This window comes from Clostridium muellerianum (assembly GCF_012926525.1).
GTDB classification, from domain to species: domain Bacteria; phylum Bacillota; class Clostridia; order Clostridiales; family Clostridiaceae; genus Clostridium_AM; species Clostridium_AM muellerianum.
The window spans coordinates 84,989-100,214 of record NZ_JABBNI010000036.1 but is presented as its reverse complement, the minus strand read 5'-3'; the positions used below and the strand labels follow the sequence as shown (position 1 = coordinate 100,214).

At 30.3% G+C, this 15,226-nt stretch carries 17 protein-coding genes; 2 read left to right on the top strand and 15 right to left on the bottom strand.

All coding sequences use genetic code 11. The features are described 5' to 3' along the window. Positions 1-70: 70 nt before the first annotated feature. The 7 genes from HBE96_RS16595 to HBE96_RS16565 form a co-directional block, all read right to left on the bottom strand. Positions 71-625 (bottom strand): hemerythrin domain-containing protein, encoded by a 555-nt coding sequence (locus HBE96_RS16595; protein WP_169298842.1) that lies wholly within the window; start codon positions 623-625, stop codon positions 71-73. Positions 626-635: 10 nt separating this feature from the next. Continuing rightward, positions 636-1,256, bottom strand: a complete 621-nt coding sequence (locus HBE96_RS16590; RefSeq protein ID WP_169298841.1) for a hypothetical protein — start codon at positions 1,254-1,256, stop codon at positions 636-638. 337 nt (positions 1,257-1,593) lie between these two features. Continuing rightward, a complete protein-coding gene (mntA, locus tag HBE96_RS16585) occupies positions 1,594-1,992 on the bottom strand; it encodes a type VII toxin-antitoxin system MntA family adenylyltransferase antitoxin (protein ID WP_169298840.1) in 399 nt (132 codons plus the stop codon). Between the two features lie 73 nt (positions 1,993-2,065). Then, entirely contained in the window at positions 2,066-2,494 is a 429-nt protein-coding gene (gene hepT, locus HBE96_RS16580) for a type VII toxin-antitoxin system HepT family RNase toxin (protein WP_169298839.1), read from the bottom strand. Positions 2,495-2,649: 155 nt separating this feature from the next. Further along, positions 2,650-2,871, bottom strand: a complete 222-nt coding sequence (locus HBE96_RS16575) for a YdbC family protein (RefSeq protein ID WP_169298838.1) — start codon at positions 2,869-2,871, stop codon at positions 2,650-2,652. Positions 2,872-3,139: 268 nt separating this feature from the next. Beyond that, positions 3,140-3,388: an AbrB/MazE/SpoVT family DNA-binding domain-containing protein gene (locus HBE96_RS16570; protein WP_169298837.1), complete on the bottom strand. Its 249-nt coding sequence runs from the start codon at positions 3,386-3,388 to the stop codon at positions 3,140-3,142. Between the two features lie 194 nt (positions 3,389-3,582). Next, a complete protein-coding gene (locus tag HBE96_RS16565; protein WP_169298836.1) occupies positions 3,583-4,146 on the bottom strand; it encodes an L-2-amino-thiazoline-4-carboxylic acid hydrolase in 564 nt (187 codons plus the stop codon). Positions 4,147-4,655: 509 nt separating this feature from the next. On the opposite strand from HBE96_RS16565, the gene HBE96_RS16560 reads away from it, so the two are divergent. Further along, on the top strand, positions 4,656-4,757 hold the full coding sequence (locus HBE96_RS16560) for a putative holin-like toxin (RefSeq protein WP_169298835.1): 102 nt from the start codon (positions 4,656-4,658) through the stop codon (positions 4,755-4,757). Between the two features lie 472 nt (positions 4,758-5,229). Here HBE96_RS16560 and HBE96_RS16555 read toward each other — a convergent pair whose 3' ends face one another. The 8 genes from HBE96_RS16555 to HBE96_RS16520 all read right to left on the bottom strand — a co-directional run bounded on the left by HBE96_RS16555 (position 5,230) and on the right by HBE96_RS16520 (position 13,615). Next, entirely contained in the window at positions 5,230-6,156 is a 927-nt protein-coding gene (locus HBE96_RS16555) for a DUF6263 family protein (protein ID WP_169298834.1), read from the bottom strand. Positions 6,157-6,479: 323 nt separating this feature from the next. After that, complete coding sequence (locus tag HBE96_RS16550) at positions 6,480-6,623, bottom strand: hypothetical protein (RefSeq protein ID WP_169298758.1); 144 nt, start codon at positions 6,621-6,623, stop codon at positions 6,480-6,482. Positions 6,624-6,635: 12 nt separating this feature from the next. Then, a complete protein-coding gene (locus HBE96_RS16545; protein WP_169298833.1) occupies positions 6,636-7,370 on the bottom strand; it encodes an ABC transporter permease in 735 nt (244 codons plus the stop codon). Positions 7,371-7,380: 10 nt separating this feature from the next. Further along, positions 7,381-8,118 carry an ABC transporter permease gene (locus HBE96_RS16540; protein ID WP_425350754.1) on the bottom strand — a complete coding sequence of 246 codons (738 nt, stop codon included), beginning with the start codon at positions 8,116-8,118 and terminating at the stop codon, positions 7,381-7,383. Then, positions 8,105-9,028, bottom strand: coding sequence for an ABC transporter ATP-binding protein (locus tag HBE96_RS16535; RefSeq protein ID WP_169298832.1), 924 nt, complete (start codon positions 9,026-9,028; stop codon positions 8,105-8,107). The genes HBE96_RS16540 and HBE96_RS16535 overlap by 14 nt, the downstream gene beginning before the upstream one ends. Positions 9,029-9,186: 158 nt before the next feature. Beyond that, positions 9,187-10,104 carry a sensor histidine kinase gene (locus tag HBE96_RS16530; protein WP_169298831.1) on the bottom strand — a complete coding sequence of 306 codons (918 nt, stop codon included), beginning with the start codon at positions 10,102-10,104 and terminating at the stop codon, positions 9,187-9,189. Between the two features lie 7 nt (positions 10,105-10,111). Further along, entirely contained in the window at positions 10,112-10,819 is a 708-nt protein-coding gene (locus HBE96_RS16525) for a response regulator transcription factor (RefSeq protein WP_169298830.1), read from the bottom strand. 729 nt (positions 10,820-11,548) lie between these two features. Further along, positions 11,549-13,615, bottom strand: a complete 2,067-nt coding sequence (locus HBE96_RS16520; protein WP_169298829.1) for a methyl-accepting chemotaxis protein — start codon at positions 13,613-13,615, stop codon at positions 11,549-11,551. A 611-nt stretch (positions 13,616-14,226) separates the two neighbouring features. Here HBE96_RS16520 and HBE96_RS26415 point away from each other — a divergent pair. Beyond that, positions 14,227-15,033 (top strand): DUF5661 family protein, encoded by an 807-nt coding sequence (locus HBE96_RS26415; protein ID WP_243186971.1) that lies wholly within the window; start codon positions 14,227-14,229, stop codon positions 15,031-15,033. Positions 15,034-15,226: the final 193 nt, after the last annotated feature.

Genomic DNA, 15,226 nt, shown 5'->3' with positions numbered 1-15,226 from the left:
TAAACAAGAATTCTTTCATTAATATTTATAAGCATTAATTATTTCAAAAATGAATACTTCATCTTCTAAATTACTTGTATTTTTCCTCAAACATTTCTAACATTTTAATATACTTATTTTGCACTCCTGCCTTGCTAGTTTCCTCTTCAAGACTATCACATTCCATATTAATCTTGTTTAATGTTTCTTCACATAGTGCTCTCTTAGCAAAAGGATATGCAACATTGTCTTCTCTATCTATGTGTCTAGATAATAAATTTGCATATGATACAGCATTTGCTATTACATCAAGTTTTGCTTCATCATCACCAGTTTTAGCTTTGCCAAGAGCTTCTTCAAGATCCTTAATGTACATTCTTCCAAAGTCGTGTTCAACAAGCATTCCAAATTTGACTAACTTCTCAGCTGCACCACCGATTTCATCTACCATTCTGGTAAATAAAATTTTTTCTTCCTTTCCATGATGATGCTTATCTGCATAATTTCTTACAAAATCAATTATGCTTTCAAAATCTTTAAAATCAATTTCTTTTCCATTCATAACACCTATACAAGCTTTTCTAATTACCTTAAGCATTCTCTTTATATTTTTGTGTTCCCCTACCATTAATACAATTCCATCCATATAATTACACCTACCTTATTGTATTTACACCATCTTCTGTTCTAGTGTATTTATATCCCATACCACTAGCTTCTAAGAATCCATTAATCCAAGCATCTCTTAATAAATAAAAATTATTAACATCTCCCTGAACTGCATCCCAATATTGTTTATGAATATCTCTTGTAGTTTTCCACTGAATCACAGTTTCATTATTTTCAATTACATCATTTACTCTGTCACATGGCATTCCTTCAAGCATGTAATCAAAAATTAAATTAAAGAAATCCTCTGGCAAGCCTTCATTAACTCCAAGTTCCCTCATAATACCTTCTGCGTTTTTATAAAAAATATCAGCAATTTCTTCTTTCTTAACAACATTATTATTTAACACTTCAGTTACAACATATGCTAATCTGCTTTCTACACTTATTATTCTTTCCTGAAGCCAGCCATGAATATTAGAATGTTCTATTTCATTTTCTAATACACCTCTTACAGGTATACCATATCTAGAATAACTTTCGTTTACCATCGTATCACTGTTATAACCTTTAGTTTCAGATAAACCAATTATTTCATCTATGAATTTTTCATGCAATTGAATTTTATTATATAACCAATAATGAATTTTTCCTAAAAATGCGCTCATGTTATCCCTCCGTTTTCAATAAATCTATGTTTTAATTATAGGATTAACCTTCTTTATATTCAGTATCCCTAGATACAAAAATTTAAAACATTTATAAATAAAATATTGAATTTTATTAGTTTATATTGTAAATATTGTTTATACTTGCGCAAAAAACAAGAAAAGTGAAGGTAACATTAAGTCATCTAAACCTTCACTTTTCTTGTTAAATCACTAGCTCATTAAGTGATTAATTCTTTTTCTAAATTTCCAATACTCTTCAAGATCAACAATCTTATGTTCTCTTCCTACTATTACTTCTCTTTAGTGCGATTGCTATTCTCTATTCATGTCTTAACTAAAAGCTAGCAAAATAATCTTTATCAAATTGATCTAAATAATATTTTTTATTTTGGTAATTACTTATTACGTATTCTATATAATCACACACTTTTATATAATCTGCTTCATACAAAGTTCTACCTTCTTTTATGGTTTTGAATTGAAGGGTGATTGGCACCTTTTTTAAATTTATAGTATCAATATTTTCTACTTTAAGTAATTCTGTAATATCACCAGCAAATTTCATTTCTTCTAGATCATTTATATCTTTATCATAAAGTATAGCAAAATCAATATCGCTATCTTCTCTTTGATACTCAGTTCCATATGAACCTATTATCCATGCTCCTAGAACATTAGGCTGATCACTAAAATATTTTTTCAAGCTGCCTATTTTATTCTCTATATTTAGCATTGTGTCACCTCCAAATCCCTTTTTTTATTTTCCTAAAGCCGCCTTAATATGTACACTTATTCTTAAATGTTACTTATATACTAAGATTTCTAACTATATCTTTGATAAAAGCTTCAAAGTCTTCTAAATTATTTTGAGTTATATCGTAAATCATTTCGTCACTAACATCAAAATACATGTGAACAATTCTATTTCTAAACTTAGCCATAAAAAAATACACGTCTATATATTTTTTTTCAATAATATCTTTACTTGCAAGTATTTCAAAGCTTTCCTTATTAGTTTCTGGTTTTCCCCATCTATTTCTAGCTATTATATGATTGCTTATATCTAGTATAGCCTCAATTGTAACTTGTAATAAATATTTAGCACTATCTACATTTCTAAAGTCTTCTATAAATATATCCCTAGAAATATTCTGAAGCTTTTTTAGTTTATCTATATTACCCTGCATGAACATTATTTTTTGTTTTATTTTATTCAAATCAATATTATCAATCATAAACTCACCACCAAATTAATTTATATGCATATATAAATTCTATAGTAATTTTTAAGAGATTGCTATATGTATTTATATATATATAGTATTATAAAATTTTAGGGCTTAACTCTTTTATTTTACACTATTATCAATTATAAATTTCCCTAATTATTTTATAGTTTCATCTCATTTAAAATATCCCTTAACTTTTTCAATTCATCATTTGTTAAAGTTATGCCCTTACCCATCTTTTCATGGTCAGGAGACCAATCTCTAATATCAAATTTAGGTATATTATCATTCCAGCTTATTAAATTTAATTCTTTCTTCCACCCCTTCGATGATTCTGAAAGATCTCCTATAGTTTCTTTTATTTCATATTTTATATTTGCCATACCGATACCTCCTTGATTTATTAAATATATTTATTCATTAATCTTAAAATAACCTTATTATCTAAGATCTTTCTATCTACTTTAATAATTTGAATTTTACTACAAAAAATATCTATTGTCTAAATCATTACAATAATTTAAACATAAGCTAATATTATATTCACATTTTAAATTTGTATTGCAAAATAGAAACACTTGTAAAATTCAATTGAATAATACAGTGTTTCTAAACTTATTATATGTAAGTTAACCAAAATAAGAAGTTACTTTATAAATCTAAAGATTTTAGAGCCCTTTTACATTCTTCACAAATATGTACTCCCTTAAAAATAGTAAGGTTATTCATGTTTCCACAAAATGTACAACCAGGAGAATACTTTTTTAAATATATAGAGGTATCATCTTTAAAAATTTCTAATGAATCTCCTTCATTAATTAAGAGCATTTGTCTTGTCTCCTTTGGTATAACTACTCTTCCTAGCTCATCGACTTTTCTTACAATTCCTGTTGATTTCATAGTCTCATCCCTCCTAAGCATATTATGTTATTATTATAATACATCTTAAAAGTAATTTACAGATTGATATTTTCAAATTATGGTAAATACCTCCCAATTATTAATAAATTATTTTTTAATGCTACATCATTCAATTTATTAAAAAGCTTTGTTTATACTTTTATTCTTAATAATCATTTTGCAAACTTTTTACATTAAATTTCATTATTTATAAATTTGAAATCGCAGCAGTTTCCACCCATGCCTAAAGTTTGAGTCCTTTTAAAAGTTATTTTTTTCATAGAGCTATAGCATACATTATCGCCCTGACAAAACATCTTACACAATTCTAGGCAATCATTCTCTACACAAGTATCATGCCACAAACATTTTTTCATAGTGAATATCATAGCTTTATTGTCACATTGTATAATTGTACTTTCCCAGTTATCACCTTTTAAATCTTTACTAAATGACATACAAAAATTTTTATAGAAACATTGACTTTCTTCCATTTTATGAAGATTTTTTATTACTTCTTGCAAATCCTGTAGAAAACCTTTCTCTACAATTTGAAAAGCTATTTCCTTACTCAAAGGTAGTTCCTTCAAAGCTTGGTAAAGTGCTATTCTAGGAAGAATACTATTTTTTAAAGTTTTCAACTGACTTTCACTTTTTCCTATACTCTGTTTAACAAGAGCACAAAACTTTTGCTGTTGTTGTTGATATATTTTTTCTCCTTGCTCTTTTCCAAATTCATTCATTAAAAAGTTCTTCATACCTATCACCCCATAAATTATGTAAATAACCTCATTTTTATAATATCCTGCCATTTATAATTATAACATTTTATTTGAATATGACGCACTTTTGTAAGATACAGCTGACACACCTATTTTTATATACCATTACACATTGCATTTAATACAGATATGAAAATAGCAGAATTTTGTGGTCTTATCTGAGATTTTTTAGACTTAGATATCAAAACTATTACCATTGAAAAAATAATTATAAAAAAAGAAAAAGAATGGATTTTTGGAACTCATAAAACTCAAAGTTCCAATAGAACCATTCTAATTTGTAATACTCTTGTTACCATATTAAAATTTCTTAAATTTTCTTATTTGTCTGTTCATTAGTAGCAAATTGGTAGCATACTACCAATTCATATCTAAGTAAAATATTGCTGCCCATATACAAATATGCTAAACTGTTTACATACAATTCAATATAGTTGGGCGGGCTACTAGTATCATTCATCCCTCTTTGAAGGGAGGTGGTACTTATGAATAATGATGTATTAGCGTTATTATTTCAAGCAGGTTTGTTCTTAATAGCACTGTTAACACTAATAGTGTTGCTTATAGAAAAAATCTCAAAAAAATAGTAGCCCCGTACGCAAGTGGATGCTACTATTTTTTAACTAATAAAAATTAGTGATACCAGCTGCCTAAGCAACTAGAATTGTATACTACAGGGTATTACCAGTACCCTGTTTTTATTATGTTGATTTACTGATTTCATTATAACATATTGTTGAAAAACTTTATATTATTTTATTCTTAACTTTTATATAAAAATTATGCAAATACTGATTCATATATTTATGCTTTTTGAAGTAATACCTTATATATGTCTATAAAATTATTTAATTAAGCACTTTAAGTATTTAATTCCTTTTCTATCTTTTCTAATACACTTAATCAAATTTTATAAAAGCTTTTCTCATAGATATTGAGTATTAGCCCTTTGTAGACTAACTATACATCTTCATCGTAAATTAAATCATTTTCATTATTATTTTCAAAAAAATTGCCCAGTGGTCACAGACAAACTCCCTCTTATGCTTGTAAATCCGTTTATTTCTTTGTAGTTTCATAAGTTATCTTTTGTGATATTTCCACCGGCCATCTTTTACTTTTACTACCAAGTGTAAATTCCATATCTCCACTCATATTTTCTTTAAAATCACCTTTTTCTATAAGACCAGTTTTCTTATTAATATTTATTGTTCCTTTGCCATTACCTTTTAACTTCACATCTGATTTAAATTCCATAAACTGTACTTGCTTACCTTTAGTGTCTGCTGCAACTGTTGATTGTACATCAACATTTAATAATCCATCTTTTTCACCTAAAAACTTAAATTTATTGTTACTTTCCATTGGGCATAATGCTGCTATGCTATATTTGCTTTCCCATGTATCATTAGTTTTAACTTTATTTGATGGATTATAGTTCATGCTTTGATTAACCATTGATTTAACAGCATCCTCACCAAAACTTTGTTTTATGGCGCCTTTCAAAGGATTTGTTTGATTAGCAGGTGGAACTTTGCCAATTAATGAACTTACTAACTCATTTGCACCCTTAATTTCTAATACTTGTCCTTTGTTACTAACTTTTACAGTAAAGCCTTTTCCAACAACACCTCCATATATATCAGCTAAAGAATCGCTTGGATCTGGTTTTTTAGAATCATATTCCCTCATTTTCTCACTATTTCCTGTAGATACTTTTATAGAATCATACTTATAAGCTATCGTTACATTTTTGTCTTTGTCCACATCTTGTATTTCCATTGTAAGATTCATATCCTTTACTGTAATTGCGTGATCCTCCAGCTCGTCAATTATCAGAGCAGCGTCTTGATCAACTACTTCATGAAAATTATATTTGTCACCTTTTTCTACATTTAATCTCCAACTATTCATAATATTACAGCCTGTCAAAAATAACAGTGCTGTTGTTACAGAAAGTACAGCCATTATCTTTTTTGCTTTCATTTGGTCCCCCTTATTTTCTTGATATTTTTTACTACTTGTTGATTTTATTTCACATTATGCTATTTTACCATAATTTATATATCGTCAGCAAAATTTTAGCAATAATTGAAATTTATATTTGTTATTCTAGAAATTTTTCAAAATCATTTTCAAGAACCAGCTAAATCAGCCACATAACAAACTGTTTCTACCATAATTTTTTCATATGCTGATGTTATAACAAAACCTTGGCTGAGCTTGCTATCACCTCTTTGCCCTAACTTAAGGCAATAAAAAAACTAGCTCACTATATGCATAATAAGCTAATTTTATATTTATCTATTCTAAAAATATTGTTCTAACTCTTCTATTGAGTTCAATTTAAATATATCAGTTGCAATCAATTCTATTTCATCAATATCCAAATCCGTTAATTCTTTTATTGTTTCATTATCCATACCTTTTTGTAATTGTTTTTTGCCATACATCTAAGCATATAACTAATTTTTCTCACTATATTTGAAATTTTTGAGTATAAAAACAGAAAGGCAGCCACATAGTAACAAGATTATAATACTTCCTATACGATTTTGAACAGTAGTTTCATAGTAACCGGCAACTCCAAATGCTGCCGTAATCGGATAGAATGTTTTTAGATTATTTGACATACTCATGAACATTCCAGCAAAAGAGTACATTTCAGTTAATAATAATGCAATCCAATAACCTTTTTTCATATACGATACTAAGGCAACAATGGGCGAGATAGCAAGGAATATACCCACACCTAGAAGAAAATATATTTTCAGAAAATCTAAAACCATTCCTACCGATAAATGGGAAAGGTGTAATATTGCCTCAGTGAAAAATGCTATTGCAAAGAGCAGTAAATAAATGAAAATGCTGAATAAAAAAGTAATAATCATTTTTGCCGCAATTAATTTTGTTTCATTTACGGGAATAAGCAGCAAAGATTTTATAGTATCCTCATCTTCTTCACGACAAATCATATAACTTCCCAAAAGAGAAATAACTGCGGGAAGAACAAAAATTGTTGCCAAAGGCTGAGTCGTAGTCATATACCATCCTGCACTGTCTATATCCCTTGAACCATTATACGTAAACCATCCTTGTATAAAAACAATGACAGCTATCATAACTGTTGCAAAAATTGTAATCCAAACAATATTTGAACGGCGAATCTTTTGAAGTTCAGCCCAAAGTAAAATTCGCATTATTCACACCTCATTTCATTCTTTTCAACGTTACATTTACAAGTAATATTGCAATAACATCCCAAATGCAAATACAAAGAAACGCTAAAGGAACGTTAATTGGTCGTGGAACTGCAATACTCGGAATATTTCCAAGGACAATAACTGACATACTGGATAATGGGTGTAGATACATATTTATCGGCATTAAAATAAATCCAAGAAAGGCATAAACCAATGATATAGAAACTGGGAGGATGTATCCTTTTTGCGACGCAGCTATTGCAAATATAGGCAGCATTGCAAAAGCAGTAATAACACCGATTTCTAAACATTTTTTCAGCAAGAATAAAACGCCTCCCCATTGAAATACCACATATCCGGAAAGCATGCTGAACATAACAGAAGCAACAGCTGTAATCAGCATGAAACAAATGGAGTAAATCAAAACAACAAAAAATTTACTGAAAAAGTATCCCATTTTGCTGATAGGCACAATCCAAAGTTGTTTGAGCATATCATACTGATTTTCTTCATACATAAGCATGGTGCAAAGTACTCCCAAAACGAAGGGCAGGATAATAAACATCGTATAACCAAACGCTGACCATCTATAAAATTGTAAAGGATCAACACCTATTTTTTTTGCATATTTGAATAATAAGAATGCTAGAAATGGCATTATGAAAGCTGACAACATCATAATCCACACAAATTTTCTACGTCTTAGTTTAAGAAATTCTATTTGAATAAGTCTAAGCAATGCCATCTCCTCCTGTAATTTTTTTAAAATAGTCCTCTAAAGTATCATTACAAATCCCCGAACTAATAACCGATACCTCACTAAGCATAAGTGTCTTATTGACAGACGCCATATCTAGTGAGGTGTCATAGAGTTTCAACGTATGATCATCTTGCACAGAATATTCTTTCAAGCCGAATTGACGTTCCAAAATTAAGGTTGCTTTAGAAACATCAGAAACTTGAAGTAGAATATACTTACTGTTTTTTCGTTTAAGTTCCTCCATGCTACTTTCTTTAAGCAGAACACCGTGGTCGATAATTCCAATATCATCCGCAAGCAATGAAATTTCCGAGAGAATATGGCTGGAAATAAGAATTGTCTTTCCACGCTCAACGCTCAAATTCTTAATAAAATCTCTTACTTCTGCAATGCCGATAGGGTCAAGACCGTTTGTAGGCTCGTCCAAAATAAGCAGTTCTGGGTCATGCAAAATAGCATTGGCAATACCAAGACGCTGCTTCATTCCAAGGGAATACTTACTAAACAACTTTTTATCTTTATAAGGTAATCCTACTACTTTCAATGCGTTTTCAACTGCATGTGGGGCGGCTGTACCACGCAGCTTCGCAAAAATCTCTAAGTTTTCCGTTCCTGTCAAATTTGGATAAAATCCTGGTGTTTCGATAATAGCACCGATACGAGGATATACCCGTTTTTCTTGACCTTTGATATTTCGTCCTAACACATCTATCTCACCAGATGTTATTTGAGTTAACCCTAAAATCATTTTCATAATAGTGGTTTTCCCGGCTCCGTTGCGCCCTAACAAACCATAAATCCGACCTTTTTTTATATGGAGATTGACTGAGTTAACTACTGTCTGCTCTCCGTAAATTTTTGTCAGTTGTTTCGTTTCAATCACAAAATCATTCATATAAAAATTCCTCACTTTCGATAACTATGTTCTCCCAATGTGATAACCGATATAACGGCAGAAACAATCACAATTAAAAGTATACAACATTAACCTTGCCAAAACCTTGCCGTAACCTTGTTTTTATCTTGTTTTAACAGTAAAAAAGCCCTGTGCTGTCACAGGGCTTTTGGCAACAAAATGGTGAATGTAGTTCCAGAGCCGAGAATGCTTGATGCTGTAATGGTCCCTTTGTGAGCGCTGACAAGCTCTTTGGCAATAGAAAGCCCAAGCCCATTTCCTTTGGCAGCCCGTGAATGATCACATTGGTACATTCTTTCAAAAATAAGTGAGAGATTATCAGAAGATATACCTTTCCCGTTGTCTGTTATTACAATTTTAGCCTGCTGTTCATTCTCAAAGATACTCAGTGCCATATTATCACCCTCACTGTGAGTGATAATATTTTGTAATAGATTATTGAGAATACGGTTATACGCAGTTGCGTCTATACACATGAAATACTCTGTTTCAGGTATATCAAATTCATATTCAAAATGGCTGTTTTCTAAAACAGGAATCCAATCAGCTATAATATTACGGGATAACTCATTCAAATCAAAAATCTCAAAATGAAAAATTTGTTCCCCAGAATCTAATTTAACCCATTCAAACAGATTTTCTACAAAATGTTTTAAGTGCTGGGCTTTATCATAGGCAACATGGATATATTCGTCCTTTTCTTCTCCTACAACAATTTTACTTTCGATGGCTTCCAAATAACCAACCAATGAGGCAAGTGGTGTTTTCACATCATGGGAAAGACTTGCCATTAGACCTTTGTATGCCTGCTCTGATTGTTTTTGCTTAATAATCTGTAATTGGCTGTTCATTGCAATTTCGTTAATACCATAACAAATTTGCCTTGTCATATCGCTCTCCGTTGCTAAAACACGTCGATTAAGGTTTCCATCTTTTATATCTTCTAAAGCATCTTTCATAAGTGCAAGCTGTATTTGGACACGCCGTAAGACAGAAACAAGATACGCTATAATAAGCAGGGCAAGAACCAAGGCCAAAAGCAGATAAACATTCATATTTACGTCAAGCCTCCTTATTAAAACGATAGCCTACACCCCGGACTGTTAAAATATAAAATGGACGGTCGGGGTCTGGTTCAATCTTTTTGCGCAACTTACTGATAAAAGACATAATATTGCTATCATCAAAAGCATATTCATCTTCCCACACTTGCGTATAAATCTGTTTTTTGGTAAACACCCGTCCTTTATTAGAAGCTAGAAATGAAAGCAAATCAAACTCTTTGCTTGTAAGCTCAACTGGAATATCATTGACAGAAACAATGCGATTTGCTTTATCAATAACCATTCCTTTCAGCACCATGCACTCCGTATCTATTTCCGTTGTAGTATTTAAAGTGGTATAGCGACGAATAAGAGAATTGACACGAGCCATCAGTTCGTTAATACTGAACGGCTTTGTTAGATAATCGTCAGCACCTAACCGTAGTCCAGAAACTTTATCGTCCTCGTCGCTTTTAGCAGTAAGCATAAGCACAGGAATATTGCTTGTCTCTCTGATTATTTTAAGAACTTGAAAACCATTTATATCTGGCATCATTACATCCAAAATTACGAGAGAAAGAGAGTCACTACTTTTATTTTCATCAACCAAACGAATCCCCTCTATACCTCCATGTGCAATAATAGCAGATAAATTCTCTTTCTCTACACATTTTTTCATAAGAGTACAAAGCTCTTTATCATCGTCTATAATCAAAACACTATTCATTTCGAAACTCCTTTCTCCTCCCATGAGCAAGCTTCTTCACGTCTTTGAGAAATATCTCAAATTTCGGAAGCTTGTTTGTTGTCATATAGTCCATTTTATTTCCTCTAACAGCATTCTATTTTTATATTATACTCTTTTATGGATAAATCCAAAGACATTTAACACTACATTATCATAGCGGTTTGCTTTCTAAAAACACCATTAGCAAATATAAACTTCCAGTTTTTGCAATGAACCCTTGGGTACTAAATTAATAATTTGTTTTGCTGCTATTTTAATTAATTGGAGTATTAAAATCTCTATCAATGAAATTAACTTATATGTATATATAAATTCTATAGTAATTTTTAAAAGATTGCTATATACGTATATAGTATTATAAAATTTTTCAATTGTATCTACTATTCTATCCCTCAAGCTAACTTTAAGATGTTTATAAGGAATACTCACCATTTAATTCTCCAGTAATGCAATATTTCTTTAATCCTCTCATATTTATCTCTTGAGCCTGGTTTCTAACAAAAAAAGAGCTGAGGTTTTGTTCTCAACTCTGACTTTTTTCTTTAATTTTTAGTTTTCTTAAATAAATTCATTATCATTATAAAAATAATTCAAAAATATATCATATAATATGCCTAAGAGTATACTCCTTACTTAATGGCTTATAGGTCCTTTTTTTCATTAAATTTTAAAAAACTGATTTAAATATAATTGTTATAGGATTTTTAACTAGATCTTAAATCTCTCTACTAACACTCTTAATTCTTCTGAAATTGTAGCTAAGCTTTCGCCTGCTTTAGCAATTTCTTCAATTGTAGTGACTTGTTCTTGCATAGCTGATGATGCTTGTTCTGTTCCAGCAGCATTCTCTTCAGAGATTGCAGATAAATTTTGAGTTAATTCAATGATCTTGTTTTTATTTTCTGTCATTGAATTGGCAGAATTATTAAGTTTATTAACTACAGATTTTATAGAATCTATTGCTTCTGCTATCCCTTCAAATTTTCCTTCAGTTTCTCCAACACTAGAAGCTTGTTCCTCAATTATCTGCTTAGTTTGCTGCATTAAATCAACTGCATTTTGTGATTTTATCTTTAACTCAGTTATTACTGTTTTAATATCATTTGTAAAGTTATTTGATTGTTCTGCAAGCTTTCTTATTTCATCAGCAACAACTGCAAAGCCTTTACCTGCTTCTCCTGCTCTTGCAGCTTCTATTGCAGCATTTAAAGCTAAAAGATTTGTCTGGTCTGCAATACTTTGAATCATAGTACTAGCATTTTCAATTTTTTCTGCATTTTCATTGTTACTCATAATAATATGATAAACATTGTTTGCAGAATCATTATTTTTCTTAGTTTTTTCAACAAGTTCTTTCAAAATTAAAAATCCTTCTGATTTTTGCCTTTCAATTTCAACTGCCGCAACATTCAATTCTTCGATATAATTTAAATCTTGTTCTAATAAATTACCTAAATCTTCTACATTATTGGCTGCCATTTGGGTATCTTTAGCTTGATCAGTAGCTCCTTTTGCAATTTCCTCAATAGCCTTACTTACTTCATTTGATGCAGTAGCTACTTGCTCCGAAGTAGCAGTTAATTCTTCTGATGAAGCTGCAACCTTTTCTGTTGAATGTGCAGTTTTCATTATGAATTCTGATACATTCTCTCTCATACTTACAAAGGCTCTTATCATATCTCCTGCTTCATCTTTCCTATTTAAGTATTTTAGTGTGTCTGCCTTTTCATCTACTGAAAAATCCAAATTAGCAAAATCTTTTACTCTTTTTGTCACTGCTAAGATAGGTTTTGTTATACTACTGGAAAGAAAATTAAATAAAATAGTTGCCAATATTAACATGGCCACTGCAGAAAATATCACTATATTTACTATTCCTTTTGCACCAGATCCTAATTCTTTTTCTGTCATAAATGATGCTAGTATCCAATCAGTTCCTTCTACTTTATAAGGATTAACAATATACTTTTCACCATCAACAACAACATCAAATGATTTTAGATCTTTAGCTAGAAGCTTATCTAATCCATTAATACCAACTTCTCCAACCTTTTTAAAATTGTTTTTGGAATTTTTCCCATCTGCCATTATTAAGCCATTACTATGTACAATCATTGAATATCCTGTTTTACCAATTTTCATTTTATTTAACATATCGCTAATATTAGTTTGCTGTACATCGATTCCTATGGCACCTATAATTTTCCCATTTTTATCAGTAAATGTACGAGCATTACTTGTAAGCAGTTGGGACTTATAACTGTATGGAGCTGTTCTAATAACACTTCCCTTTTTATTCATTGCATCATTAAGCCAAGGTCTTTTTGAAGGATCAAATCCTGCTGGTATACTCTCTTCTGGCCATTGTATATATCCTCCATCTTCTGTTCCTAAATATACATAGCTTGTACCTTTATGGCTGTTTGCATATTGCTCGAATACTTTATAAATTTCCTGTTCAATTCCTGCCTTAGCTGAAGGTTTCATTGGAGTATCTTGAGTTGTATTTTTATAAGTTGTAATACTATTATCAACTGCCATTACCACAGGATTCGTTGCTAACATATCAATATTTTTGTCAATTTGATCATAAAAAATGTTAATTGCTTGAGAAACGATCTTCATTTGTTCTTTAGAATTAGTAAAATAATCTTCATAAGCCTTTTTATTAACTTGATAGATTAGGATACTACTAATACTTACTAAAGTTATCAAAAGAACTACCATTGAAGATAGTAAAATCCTTCCCTTTATTCCAATAGCCTTTTTATTCATAATATCACCTTCCTTCTTTCATTAAGTTTTTATTTTCGTCTTTTTTGTTATATTTGTTATATTTGATAAATTCAGATAATTAAAGTCATGAAGTGCATGAATCTAAAGAAATGTTTAAGAATACTCAATATATTTTAACTAAGGTAAGTGCATACTTATATTGTTATTTAAAATTATAATGTTGATATTTGTCTTTGTCAACGCAAATATGGTATTTTCCCGAATTTTCTTTATTTTTTGTAAAATACAAGAATCAAAAAATTTATGTTCTTTTTATTATCAAATACTATTCAATTTTTAAGATTCATAAGTTATTCTATAAGTTAATAAATCCTGATCTATCAATTTTTCTACAACAGACATTGTGTGCAATTGAATAAGCTTTTTGAACCACTAGTAAAACCAGTGCCATTCGTTGCACAAAAAAAGAAGCCTGATTTCCCAAGATTCTAATCTTCCTTTAGTGAATGACTTCTTTAGCAAACATAAACTTCCAGTTTCTGTTGCTAAATTCTTAAACTTTTTAAAATTTTTTATCCTTGTTATGGACATGCTCATTGATAGTACCTCAGCATATATTAATACTGAATACTTTTATTGGAGTGATGTATTTGTACAAGTATGCTAACCCTTATATGACAACATGTAGGAATTATTCATCTCATAACATAGATTTTACTAAACACGCTTTTGATAAAGCACTAAGCCTTATAAAGGAAGCAGTACAAGACGAGAGGGCCGACGAACTATCCTACCATTACTTGATTAGTGCAGCTCCTACTCAAGAAGAAAAAGATATTATTGCACCCATAAGAGATGATGAAATAAATCATCGCCAGTGGTTTAAAGAAATATACAGATATTACACTGGCTTAGAAATTCAAAGTAAAAATAGTGAGGCTTTTATAAAGCCATCATCATATATTGAAGGTATAAGAAATGCTGTCTTCGGCGAATTAGGAGCTATGGAAAAGTATAGATTTATAAGAGAAGGTTTACCAAGTAGGCTATATAGTCTATATAGGGATAGAGTGTTCAGAATCCTAACTGATGAGATGAAGCATGCAATCAAGTATAACTATATACTAAACAAGAATTCAAATATAATTCAATCTAATAATAGAGAAATAATTAACCAACCAGATTATAAAAATGAATTTTCTAAAGAAGAAGCTGCAGCTATTGCTTTACTTCTTGGTATTAATTTTTCAAAAAGTAAATTTGATTTGAACCAATTTTGGCTAGGGGTAAACACTGAACTAGAACATGGAAAAAAATATAATCAAACAAATGTCACTGCAGATGAGCCTATTACTACTGGAAAAATTGCATTAGCTCATCTTAGTGAGTTTCCTGATTATTATACAAGATTGAAAATATTAGAAGAACAAGCTAAGGCGTATTGGTCAACTCACTAGGGTATTTATTGATAAAAAGCTCAGCCAAGACTTCGCAACGACCTCCGACAGACTGTGCAAAAATCAAAAATGCATGCAATTTTAGGAAAGTACCTCTCGTTTTTTTATAAAAAATAGTGTTCTAGTCTGTTTAATTAACTAATAATGCATTAAAAATGCTTGTTTCGTATAAAATAATAATATTTTTTGCAAC